General features: G+C 62.8%; 8 protein-coding genes. All 8 read right to left on the bottom strand.

The annotated features are described in order from the left end of the window. Positions 1–7: 7 nt before the first annotated feature. Positions 8–1,000, bottom strand: a complete 993-nt coding sequence (moaA, locus tag AD666_RS10615; RefSeq protein ID WP_053151382.1) for a GTP 3',8-cyclase MoaA — start codon at positions 998–1,000, stop codon at positions 8–10. Positions 1,001–1,025: 25 nt separating this feature from the next. After that, positions 1,026–1,994 (bottom strand): peptidylprolyl isomerase, encoded by a 969-nt coding sequence (locus AD666_RS10610; RefSeq protein ID WP_053151381.1) that lies wholly within the window; start codon positions 1,992–1,994, stop codon positions 1,026–1,028. Between the two features lie 10 nt (positions 1,995–2,004). Next, positions 2,005–2,685 (bottom strand): respiratory nitrate reductase subunit gamma, encoded by a 681-nt coding sequence (gene narI, locus AD666_RS10605; RefSeq protein WP_053151376.1) that lies wholly within the window; start codon positions 2,683–2,685, stop codon positions 2,005–2,007. After that, positions 2,678–3,433 carry a nitrate reductase molybdenum cofactor assembly chaperone gene (gene narJ / locus AD666_RS10600; protein WP_053151373.1) on the bottom strand — a complete coding sequence of 252 codons (756 nt, stop codon included), beginning with the start codon at positions 3,431–3,433 and terminating at the stop codon, positions 2,678–2,680. The genes narI and narJ overlap by 8 nt, the downstream gene beginning before the upstream one ends. 2 nt (positions 3,434–3,435) lie before the next feature. Beyond that, a complete protein-coding gene (narH, locus tag AD666_RS10595) occupies positions 3,436–4,974 on the bottom strand; it encodes a nitrate reductase subunit beta (RefSeq protein ID WP_053151370.1) in 1,539 nt (512 codons plus the stop codon). Between the two features lie 10 nt (positions 4,975–4,984). Continuing rightward, on the bottom strand, positions 4,985–8,752 hold the full coding sequence (locus AD666_RS10590; protein WP_053151367.1) for a nitrate reductase subunit alpha: 3,768 nt from the start codon (positions 8,750–8,752) through the stop codon (positions 4,985–4,987). A 64-nt stretch (positions 8,753–8,816) separates the two neighbouring features. Next, positions 8,817–10,214, bottom strand: coding sequence for a NarK family nitrate/nitrite MFS transporter (locus tag AD666_RS10585; protein ID WP_053151365.1), 1,398 nt, complete (start codon positions 10,212–10,214; stop codon positions 8,817–8,819). Then, positions 10,192–11,493 carry a nitrate/nitrite transporter gene (locus AD666_RS10580; protein ID WP_053151355.1) on the bottom strand — a complete coding sequence of 434 codons (1,302 nt, stop codon included), beginning with the start codon at positions 11,491–11,493 and terminating at the stop codon, positions 10,192–10,194. Before AD666_RS10580 ends, AD666_RS10585 begins: the two co-directional genes overlap by 23 nt. Between the last annotated feature and the right edge of the window lie 183 nt (positions 11,494–11,676).

Below are 11,676 nucleotides of genomic sequence, written 5' to 3'. Positions count from 1 at the left end.
TAAATGCCTAACCCCCACTCATGTTCATGAACCGCACAATCTGCACCTCGCCACCGGGGTTGAAGTCATGGCGCAGCGGTTTGCCGCGCAGCGCTTGTTGCACCGCGTGGATCACCGGCTGGTCATCCAGCGGATAGCGCCGCAGCAAGCCCCGCAGGTCCAGGGAATCTTCCTGACCGAGGCAGAGCAGCAGCCGCCCTTCAACGGTCATGCGCACCCGGTTGCAACTGGCGCAGAAGTTATGGGTATTGGGGGAAATGAAACCGATGCGGGTGTCCGGATGCTGTTCCAAACGCACATAACGCGCCGGCCCGCCGCTGTTTTCGGTGCTGTCCAGCAGCCGGTGATGGTGAGCGATCTCGGCCCGGACCTCATCGCTGGAACAGAACGCCTCGCCCCGGGAACGCCCCACCTCCCCCAGGGGCATTTCCTCGATGAAGCTGATGTCGATGCGCTGTTCGATGGCGTATTGCACCAACGCCGGGACTTCATCGAAGTTGCGCCCCTTCATCACCACGCAATTGAGCTTGATCCGCTCGAACCCCGCCGCCTTCGCCGCCTCGATGCCCGCCAGCACCTGATCCAGGTTGCCGTTACGGGTGATCGCCCGAAAGCGCTCGCCATCGAGACTGTCGAGGCTGATGTTCATGCGCTTGACGCCAGCGTCCGCCAGCGGCCGGGCCAGGCGGCCCAACTGCGAGCCGTTGCTGGTCATCACCAGTTCCCGCAAGCCGGGCAATGCCGCGATGTCGCGACACAACCCGACGATGCCGGGACGGATCAGCGGCTCGCCACCGGTCAGGCGAATTTTCTTCACTCCCATCCCGACGAACAACCGCGCCAGCCGCTGCAATTCCTCCAGGGTCAACACTTGCTGACGCGGCAGGAAGGTCATGTTTTTCGCCATGCAATACACACAGCGAAAATCACAACGATCGGTCACCGACATCCGCAAATAATCGATCTGGCGCCCAAATCCGTCCTGCAACACCGCGTTCATGAATACCCCCTGATTGACCCGGTGCTCACTGCACCAGCGGTGAGTCGGCGCCCTGGAGATGAATGCCACGGATGTCCGCCGCACCAATCAGGGTTTGCAGGTACTGCACCAACGCCTTTTGCCACACCCCCTGCTGCAACTGGGTCCGGATCGCCGTCGCTACCGCCTCGTAGGGCAGCGGCTGACCTTCGATACGCTGGTCGATGCTGATCACATGCCAGCCGTAGCGGCTCTCCAGCGGTTTACCCGCCAGGCCTGCTGGCAGGGTGAACAGCTGACGCTCCAGCTCCGGCACGGTCTGGCCCTTGCTGATCTGCCCCAGCGACCCGCCCTGCTCCTTGGAGGGGCACGCCGAGTACTTCTGGGCCAGCTCGGCGAAGCTGCCCGGATGCTGATCCAGGCGTTCCAGCAACAGCTCGGCCTGCACGTGAGCCAGGCTGCGGGCCTCGGCATCGTCCGGCGCGCATTCGAGCAGGATGTGCCGCACCGCCAGCAACGGAGCACTGTGGAAACGCGCCCGGTTGCTCTCGAAGTAACGCCGGCAGGTGGCCTCGTCGCATTGCGGCACCTGCACCTCCCGTTCGAGCAGCAGCCGGGTGGCCGCTTCCTCTTCGTTTTCACCGGCGGCGACCTGCAACGACAGGCCCAGCTCGGCGATACGTTGCTGCAACAGCTCACGGATCACCAGGGCTCGTGCGGCCTGATAGACCGCCTCCTCCCGGCTTTCGGCCGGGTGGTATTGCAACTCCAGCGCCATCGACTGGGGACTGATAGCGACCCCGTTGACACTGATGATCGGCCACTCCTGCTCGCTGCTGGCGATCAACTGCGGCGCTTCGTCGACTGCCGCCGGGCCGGCCTGGGCCGGCTCGAACTGCACCGCCCGCGCCGGATCGGCATCGGCAACCGGCGCAACCGCCGGTGCCGCTTTAGCCGAAGAACCACAACCACCACCGCCGCCGTTACCGCCACCACATCCGCATCCACTTGCCATGATCGTCTCCTCAGAACTTCTGCCGAACGATTTGATAACGACGTCCCAGGTACCAGACCGGCGCGCTGACGATGTGGACCAGACGGGTGAACGGGAACAGCACGAACAGAGTCAGGCCCAACAGCACGTGGAGCTTGTAGACCAGGCCGACCGGCGCTATCGAAGTAGCGGCTTGCACCGGACGCAGCAGTACGGTGTTCTGGGCCCAGTCGGCCAGCATCACCATCACCGAGCCGTCCATGTGCGCCGTGGAGGCGACGATGGTCATCAGGCCGAGCACCAGTTGCACCAGCAGCACGACGAGCACCAGGATGTCCGAGGTGTTGGACGTGGCGCGAACCCGTGGGTCAGTGAGGCGGCGGTTGAGCAGCATCAGCAAACCGATCAGGCCCAGCACACCGAAGAAACCACCGGACAGCATCGCCAGCAATTGCTTGTTCTCGGTGCTCAGCACGTGGTGGTAGATGGCCGAAGGCGTCAGCAGGCCGACGAAGTGGCCCGCCAGTACGAACAACACGCCGACGTGGAACAGGTTGCTCGCCACACGCATGCCGCCCTTGCTGAGCATCTGGCTGGAGCCGGCCTTCCAGGTGTACTGGGACAGGTCGAACCGCGCCCAGCTGCCAATCAGGCAAATCGCCAGGGCGACGTAGGGATAAACCCCGAACAACAACAGATCCCACTTAGACATTGCCTACCTCCCCGGCAGGCGCAGCGGCCCGCCCTTCATGCTGAAAATCCACCCAATGCAGCGGCACCGCGCTTTCTTCCCGGGCCTTGCCCGGCGCGTTCGGCAACCCGCCGCAGCGGTCCTGCTGCTCGGCCTTCATGAAATCCACCGCCTCTTCTTCCCAGACCCGGTCCAGGGCTTCGAGGGAGTCGTCCCGGGGCTCGGCCTTGACTTGCTCACGCAGTTCGGCGACCGCGCCCTGGGGTTCGGCCCCGGCAATCTGCAACAAGGCCCGGAAGCAACTGGCATAAACGCTTTCGCGCTCCTCCAGGCGCGCCGCGAGCAAGGCCAGCAAGTGCGCGACATCCGCCAAGCCCTCGCGGGCCTCCAGGTCGTCGCGGGTGGACAGGAATTCCAGGTACAGCGGAATGTAATCGGGCAGTTCCTTGACGCCGATGGCGAAACCGGCCTCCTCGTACTGGGCCATCATGTCCACCATGGCCTGGCCGCGGTCGCGGGACTCGCCATGGACATGTTCGAACAGCAACAGCGACAACGAACGGCCACGGCCAAACAGCGCGCCGTAGTGTTCCTGGCCGTCCATCAGGTCCTTGCTGCAAATCACTTCCAGCAGCTCGAACAACCCTGCTCGTTGATTCGGACTGATTTCCCGCGCCTGGAGAATCGCCTGTTCCAACTCGTCACGACCGGCCACCAGGGTCTCGGTCGGGTAATCGAGCAGCAACGAAATCACCTTGAGAATTCGCATGCTCAGTCCTCCCACAACTGCACGGTCTTGATCACGTCGCGACGGTTGGCCTTCTTGCCGCCGAACATGTTGGTGTCGGAGCTGCCGCTGCAACCACTGCCGAAGCTGAAGCCGCAACCGGAGCGTTCGGCGAACGCGTCGCTCATGGCTTCTTCGCGGTGGGCGCTTGGCACGACGAAGCGGTCCTCGTAGTTGGCGATCGCCAGGTAGCGGTACATCTCGTTCACCTGGTTCACGTCCAGCCCGACATCGGCCAGCACCTTGAGGTCCTGCACACCATCGACCTGTTCGGAACGCTTGTAGGCGCGCATCGCCAGCAAGCGTTTGAGGGCCAGCTTCACCGGTTTCTCGTCGCCGGCAGTCAGCAGGTTGGCCAGGTAGCGCAGCGGGATACGCAGGCTGTCGACGTCCGGGATCACCCCGTTCATGCCTACGGTGCCGGCTGCGGCGGCGTTCTGGATCGGCGACAGCGGCGGCACATACCAGACCATCGGCAAGGTGCGGTATTCAGGGTGCAATGGCAGCGCGAGCTTCCAATCCACGGCCATTATGTAGACCGGCGAGCGTTGCGCCGAGTCGATCACCGACTGCGGCACGCCATCGGCCAGGGCCTGGCGGATCACCGCCGGGTCGTTCGGGTCGAGGAAAATCTCCAGTTGCTTCTCGTACAGGTCCTTTTCATCGGCGGTGCTCGCCACTTCGCTGATACGGTCGGCGTCATACAGCAGCACGCCGAGATAACGGATGCGGCCGACGCAGGTTTCAGCGCAGACCGTCGGCATCCCCGCTTCGATGCGCGGGTAGCAGAAGATGCATTTTTCCGACTTGCCGCTTTTCCAGTTGAAATAGATCTTCTTGTACGGGCAGCCGCTGATGCACATGCGCCAGCCACGGCATTTCTCCTGATCGATCAGGACGATGCCGTCCTCTTCGCGCTTGTAGATCGCCCCGCTCGGGCACGATGCCGCGCACGCCGGGTTCAGGCAGTGCTCGCACAGGCGCGGCAGGTACATCATGAAGGTGTTTTCGTACTCGCCGTAGATGTCCGCCTGGATCTTGTCGAAGTTCTTGTCCTTGCGCCGCTTGGCAAACTCGGTGCCGAGGATTTCCTCCCAGTTCGGGCCCCACTCGATCTTTTCCATGCGCTTGCCCGACACCACCGAGCGCGGCCGTGCGACCGGCTGATGCTCACCCAACGGTGCGGTGTGCAGGTGCTGGTAGTCGAAGTCGAACGGTTCGTAATAGTCGTCCAGGCCTGGCAGGTCCGGGTTGGCGAAGATGTTCGCCAACACACGGAACTTGCCGCCGATGCGCGGGTTGATCGAGCCGTCTGCATTGCGGATCCAGCCACCCTTCCACTTGTCCTGGTTTTCCCATTCCTTGGGGTAGCCGATGCCAGGCTTGGTCTCGACGTTGTTGAACCAGGCGTACTCCATGCCTTCGCGACTGGTCCAGACGTTCTTGCAGGTGATCGAGCAGGTGTGGCAGCCGATGCATTTGTCCAGGTTCAGGACCATGCCGATTTGTGAGCGAATCTTCATATCAATCTCCTCAATCCAGCTCGGTCGGCAGTGGACGTGGCAGGTCATCACTGCTGGAACCGTCGAGCCAGTCGACCTTGGCCATCTTGCGCACCACGACGAATTCGTCGCGGTTGCACCCGACCGTGCCGTAATAGTTGAAGCCGTAGGCCTGCTGGGCGTAGCCGCCGATCATGTGGGTCGGCTTGAGCACGACGCGGGTGACCGAGTTGTGGTGGCCGCCGCGGGTCTTGGTGGTTTCCGCGCCGGGCACGTTCACGATCCGTTCCTGGGCGTGGTACATCATCACCATGCCATCCTTGACCCGCTGGCTGACCACCGCACGAGCAGTCAACGCGCCGTTGGCGTTGAAGCATTCGACCCAGTCGTTGTCCTCGATACCGGCGCGCCGGGCGTCGATTTCCGAGAGCCAGATGATCGGGCCGCCACGGCTCAAGGTGAGCATCAGCAAGTTGTCGGTGTAGGTACTGTGGATGCCCCATTTCTGGTGCGGGGTGATCCAGTTCAGGACGATCTCGGTATGGCCATTGGTGCGCTTGCCCTTGACCACCTCGATAGTGCGGGTGTTGACCGGCGGCCGATAGCTCATCAGTTGCTCGCCGAACGCCTGCATCCAGGGGTGATCCTGGTAGAACTGCTGGCGACCGGTGATGGTGCGCCATGGGATGGACTCATGCACGTTGGTGTAGCCGGCGTTGTAGCTCACGTGATCGTCTTCCAGGCCGGACCAGGTCGGGCTGGAAATGATCTTGCGCGGCTGGGCCTGGATGTCGCGGAAGCGAATCGCTTCGTGCTCCTTGGACACCGCCAGGTGGCTGTGGTCGATGCCGGTGAATTCCGACAGCGCCGCCCAGGCTTTCACGGCGACGTGGCCGTTGGTTTCCGGCGCGAGGGACAGGATCACTTCGGCGGCGTCGATGGCGCTGTCGATCTTTGGCCGGCCTTGGCTGATGCCGGAATCGACTTCGCGGTGATTCAGTTCACCGAGGAATTTCACTTCGGTGTCGGTGTTCCAGTTGATGCCCTTGCCGCCGTTGCCGAGTTTTTCCAGCAGCGGACCCAGGGACGTGAACTGCTTGTAGATGTTGGGGTAGTCGCGCTCCACCACTTGCAGATTGGGCGCGTTCTTGCCCGGCTGCGGTGCCACGCCGGCGGTTTTCCAGTCGGTGCCACCGAAGGGCTGGGCCAGTTCGCCGACGCTGTCGTGCATCAGCGGTACGGTGACCAGGTCTTTCTCGACACCCAGGTGCCCGACGGCCATGGCCGAGAACGCCTTGGCGATGCCCTTGTAGATTTCCCAGTCCGAACGCGACTCCCAGGCCGGGTCGATGGCGGCGGACAGCGGGTGGATGAACGGGTGCATGTCCGAGGTGTTCATGTCGTCTTTTTCGTACCAGGTGGCGGTCGGCAAGACGATGTCGGAATAAACGCAGGTCGAGGACATGCGGAAGTCCAGGGTCGTCACCAGGTCGAGCTTGCCGATGGCGCCCTCGTCCACCCATTCGGCCTCGGTGGGCTTGCAGTGGCCGACCTTGCCGATGTCCTCGTTCATCACGCCGTTTTTGGTACCCAGCAGGTACTTGAGCATGTACTCGTGGCCCTTGCCCGAGGAGCCGAGCAGGTTGGAGCGCCAGATGAACATGTTGCGCGGGAAATTCGCCGGGTTGTCGGGCTGTTCGCAGGCAAAGCGCAGGGAACCGTCCTGCAGCGACTTGACTACATAGTCCTTCGGTTCCAGGCCTTCGGCGGCGGCTTCACGGCAGATGTGCAGCGGGTTGGTGTTGAGTTGCGGCGCGCTGGGCAACCAGCCGGCCCGCTCGGCGCGGATGTTGTAGTCCAGGGCGTGTTCGGGGAACTGCGACTTGTCGGCCAGGGGCGAGAGCACGTCGTGCATGTTCATCTTCTCGTGGCGCCACTGGGAGCTGTGGCCATAGAAGAAGCTGGTGCCGTTCATTTGCCGTGGCGGCCGGTTCCAATCCAGGCCGAAGGCCAGGGGCAGCCAGCCGCACTGCGGACGCAGTTTCTCCTGGCCGACGTAGTGGGCCCAGCCGCCACCGGTCTGGCCGATGCAACCGCAGAGCATGAGCATATTGATCAGCCCGCGGTAGTTCATGTCCATGTGGTACCAGTGATTCATCGCCGCACCGACGATGATCATCGAACGTCCACGGGTCTTGTCGGCGTTGTCGGCGAACTCGCGGGCGATCTGGATGGCCTTCTCGCGGCTCACGCCCGTAATCTGTTCCTGCCAGGCCGGCGTGCCGGGTACCGAAGCGTCGTTGTAGTCCTTGGCGACGTTGGCGCCCCCCAGGCCACGGTCGATGGCCAGGTTGGCCGCCGACAGGTCGAACACGGTCGCCACTTTCGCCACGCTGCCGTCGGCCAACACCACGCTGTGCACCGGCACCCGGCGGAACTGCACCGCGTCGCCCGCCACGTGCTGGAAATGCTCCTGGGATTCACCGGCAAAGTACGGGAATGCCACTTCGGCCACGTCGCCACCGATCAGGCTCAGCTTGAGATCGACCTCGCGACCTTCGCCGCCTTCACGGGGCAGGATGTTCCACTTGCCCTGCTCGCCCCAGCGATAACCAATGGAGCCCTGGGGGGAAACCAGTTGGCCGTCGGCGTCCAGGGCGATGGTTTTCCATTCCGGGTTGTTGTCCTGGCCGAGGTTGTCGGTCAGGTCGCTGGCGCGCAGGAACCGATCTGGCTGGTAGCCTGAGCCGGGCGCTGCGCCGAGCATCGGCTTGAGCATGACCAGCACCGGCAGGTCGGTGTAGCGCTTGGCGTAGTCGGTGAAGTAGGCGCTGGGCTTGTCCAGGTGGAATTCTTTGAAGATCACATGGTTGAACGCCTGGGCCAGCGCGGCGTCGGTGCCCTGTTTGGGGTTGAGCCACAGGTCGGTGAGCTTGGCGACTTCCGAGTAGTCCGGGGTGATCGCCACGGTCTTGGTGCCCTTGTAGCGCACCTCGGTGAAGAAGTGGGCATCGGGGGTCCGGGTCTGCGGGACGTTGGAACCCCAGGCAATGATGTAGTTGGAGTTATACCAGTCGGCCGATTCCGGCACGTCGGTCTGCTCGCCCCAGACCATCGGCGAGGCCGGCGGCAGGTCGCAGTACCAGTCGTAGAAGCTCAGGCACGCGCCGCCGATCAGCGACAGGTAACGGGCACCGGCGGCATAGCTGACCATGGACATGGCCGGGATCGGCGAGAAGCCCACCACCCGGTCAGGGCCGTGCTGCTTGACGGTGTAGACGTTGGCCGCGGCGATGATCTCGTTGACTTCTTCCCAGCTGGAGCGGATGAAGCCGCCCATGCCGCGCTTGCTCTTGTACGAGTCGGCCTTGGCCTTGTTCTCGACGATGCTGGCCCAGGCTTCCACCGGTGGCAGGGTCTGACGGGCCTGGCGCCACAGCTTGAGCAATGGCTTGCGCACCTTCGGGTACTTGAGCCGGTTGGCGCTGTAGATGTACCAGCTGTAGCTGGCGCCACGAGGGCAACCGCGGGGTTCGTGGTTGGGCAGGTCGTTACGGGTGCGCGGGTAGTCGGTCTGCTGGGTTTCCCAGGTGATCAGGCCGTTCTTGACATAGATTTTCCACGAGCAGGAACCGGTGCAGTTCACCCCATGGGTGGACCGCACGATCTTGTCGTACTGCCAGCGGGAACGGTAGACGTTCTCCCAATCCCGGGACTCCTTGCGGGTCTCGCCGTGCCCCTGCGAAAACTCGCCTTGCTTGCGGTTGAAGAACCGCAGTTGATCCAGTAAATGACTCACAGTGTCTTCCTCTCAGGCTTGCTCCGCGGGGTCTTCGCCCCGCCCACGCAATAATTGATTCGTCTTAGCAGGGTGTGGCCGCGCCTTTGCGGGCGTACCACCACCAGGTCACCAGGATGCAGCTCAGGTAAAAGCCGACGAACATATAGAAGGCCATCTCCGGGCCGCCGGTCAGGGCCATCGAAGTGCCGAAGGATTTGGGGATGAAGAACGCACCGAAGGCGCCCATGGCCGAGCTGAAACCCAGCACCGCCGCCGACTCCTTGCCGGCGTCCTTGAGCGCCTGCTCGCGCTGCTCGGGCTTCTTGCCCAGGGCGGCTTTCTCATGGAGGGTGCGGAAAATCACCGGGATCATGCGAAAGGTGGAACCGTTGCCCACGCCGGTGGTGATGAACAGCAGCATGAACATGCCCAGGAAGCCGTAGAAGCTGCCGCCCTGCCCGCCTTGTGGCAGGAAGTGCATGACACCGAACACCATGACGATCATCAGCACGAAGTTCCACAGGGTGACCTTGGCGCCACCAAGCTTGTCCGCCAGCCAGCCACCCAAGGGCCGGACCAGCGCGCCCACCAGCGGGCCGAGGAAGGCGAATTTCAGGGCGATGACTTCGGGAAACGAGGTCTTGATCAGCAGGGGAAACGCGGCGGAAAAACCGATGAACGAGCCGAAGGTCGCCAGATACAGCCAGCACATCAACCAGTTGTGCTTGCGCTTGAAGATCACCGCCTGCTCGCTGAACGAAGCGCGAGCGCTGGACAGGTCGTTCATGCCGAACCAGGCAATCAGGGTCACGGCCAGGATGAACGGCACCCAGATGAAACCGGCGTTCTGCAGCCACAACGAGCTACCATCGGCCAGTACTTGCGGATGGCCGCCCATAAAGCCGAACACACCGAAGGAGATCACCAGCGGCACGCAGAACTGCATCACCGACACACCCAGGTTGCCCAGGCCGGCATTCAGGCCCAAGGCGGTGCCCTGTTGGGATTTAGGGTAAAAGAAGCTGATGTTGGACATGCTCGAGGCGAAGTTGCCGCCACCGAAACCGCACAGCAGTGCGATCAGCACGAACACGCTATAGGGCGTGGCCGGATCCTGTACCGCGAAGCCCATCCACAATGCTGGCATCAGCAGCGAGGCGGTGCTCAGGGCCGTCCAGCGCCGGCCGCCGAAGATCGGCACCATGAATGAGTAAAAGATTCGCAAGGTGGCCCCGGACAGCCCCGGCAGCGCCGCCAGCCAGAACAACTGGTCGGTGCTGAAACTGAAACCGATGGCGTTCAGGCGCACAATCACCGTGCTCCAGACCATCCACACGGCGAAGGCCAACAGCAGCGCCGGGATCGAGATCCACAGGTTGCGCCGCGCGGTCTGTTTGCCACTGCGGCCCCAGAAGGCCGGGTCTTCCGGGCGCCAGTCATGAATGACCGGGCCTTTGTCAGGCGTTTGCAGAACGGACATGTTCTTCTCCTTGGGCAATGCTGGAAAACGGGGATTGGCTGGCAGGCGGTTGCTTGCCCAGCAGCGGGCGCTTGCGCATTTCGCTGAAATACATCCAGGTCAAGGAGACCCAGACCACGCCGTACAACAACATGAAGCAGGACGAGCGCACGCCGGTGAGGTCCACCAGGGCGCCGAACATGATCGGCAGCACGAAACCGCCCAGGCCGCCGGCCAGGCCGACGATGCCGGACACCGCGCCCATGTTTTTCGGATAGTCGTTGGCGATGTACTTGAAGACCGAGGCCTTGCCGAACGCGAAGGCGATGCCCATCACGAACAACAGCACGGTGAACAGCGTGGCGTTGAGGCCGATATGGAAATCGATGATGCCGTTGACGGTCTGCACTTGCAGTTGGGTCTGGGGGTAGGACAGCAGGAACAGGCAGATCCAACTCACCCACAGCACCCACCAGGTCACACTCTGGGCGCCCCAGCGATCCGACATCCAGCCACCGACCGCCCGCAGCACACCGCCGGGCAGGGAGAAACATGCCGCCAGCAGCGCCGCGCTTTGCAGGCTGAAGCCGTACTCCTGCACGTAGTACTTGGTCATCCACAGCGCCAGGGCCACGTAGCCACCGAACACGATCGAGTAGTACTGGCAGTAGCGCCACACGGCTGGCTCTTTCAAGGCCCTGAGCTGTTCAAGCAGACCGGCGCCACCGCTGCTGCGGTGTTCTTCCTTCTCGGCGGTGAGGAACCAGAACAACAGCGCGGTGATGAACAGAATGGCGCTGAACACCTTCGGCACCAGGTGCCAGGAGCCGAGGGCAATCAAGGCCGGGGCCAGGAACTTGGTCACCGCGGAACCGGCGTTGCCGGCACCGAAGACGCCCATGGCAAAGCCCTGGTTCTGTTTGTCGAACCACTTGGCGACGTAGGCGATGCCGACCGAGAAGGAACCACCGGCCAACCCGACGAACAGGCCCAGCACCAGGAACTGCCAGAACGCGGTCGCCAACGTGATCAGGTAGAGCGGCAGGACGCAGGAGAGCATCAGCAGGAAGAACACGATCCGCCCGCCGAAACGGTCGGTCAGAAGCCCCAGGGGCAAACGCACCAGCGAACCGGTCAATACGGGCGTGGCGGCCAGCAGGCCGAATTGGGTTTCGTTGAGGGCGAGCATCTCCTTGATCGGAACGCCCAGCACGGCAAACATCATCCAGACCATGAAGCACACGGTGAAGGCCAGGGTACTCATCCCCAGTACCAGCCCTTGTTGCACTTGCGCTCGCATTACGCTGCACCCCAGTCAGTTCGATGAGCGCAGACTAGTGATGCCTACCCCGCAAAAACTTGACGTGAGTCAAAGAGCCACTTGGGGGTACTGGCCTATGCTTGGCCCGTCTACCTCCAAGGTGGTAGATCGGGATTCAGATAAAACCCTTTGTTTATCAATATCCTGGGCAATTTGGCCGAA

It is taken from the genome of Pseudomonas sp. Pf153 (assembly GCF_001269775.1).
Lineage (GTDB): Bacteria > Pseudomonadota > Gammaproteobacteria > Pseudomonadales > Pseudomonadaceae > Aquipseudomonas > Aquipseudomonas uvaldensis.
Note: the sequence above shows the minus strand (reverse complement) of the source record. Positions and strands in the feature narration are given on the sequence as shown.

Excerpts from the sequence above, each read along its gene's own strand:
- moaA (WP_053151382.1), bottom strand. The coding sequence starts at position 1,000 with ATGAACGCGGTGTTGCAGGACGGATTTGGGCGCCAGATCGATTATTTG.
- AD666_RS10610 (WP_053151381.1), bottom strand. The coding sequence starts at position 1,994 with ATGGCAAGTGGATGCGGATGTGGTGGCGGTAACGGCGGCGGTGGTGGT.
- narI (WP_053151376.1), bottom strand. The coding sequence starts at position 2,685 with ATGTCTAAGTGGGATCTGTTGTTGTTCGGGGTTTATCCCTACGTCGCC.
- narJ (WP_053151373.1), bottom strand. The coding sequence starts at position 3,433 with ATGCGAATTCTCAAGGTGATTTCGTTGCTGCTCGATTACCCGACCGAG.
- narH (WP_053151370.1), bottom strand. The coding sequence starts at position 4,974 with ATGAAGATTCGCTCACAAATCGGCATGGTCCTGAACCTGGACAAATGC.
- AD666_RS10585 (WP_053151365.1), bottom strand. The coding sequence starts at position 10,214 with ATGTCCGTTCTGCAAACGCCTGACAAAGGCCCGGTCATTCATGACTGG.
- AD666_RS10580 (WP_053151355.1), bottom strand. The coding sequence starts at position 11,493 with ATGCGAGCGCAAGTGCAACAAGGGCTGGTACTGGGGATGAGTACCCTG.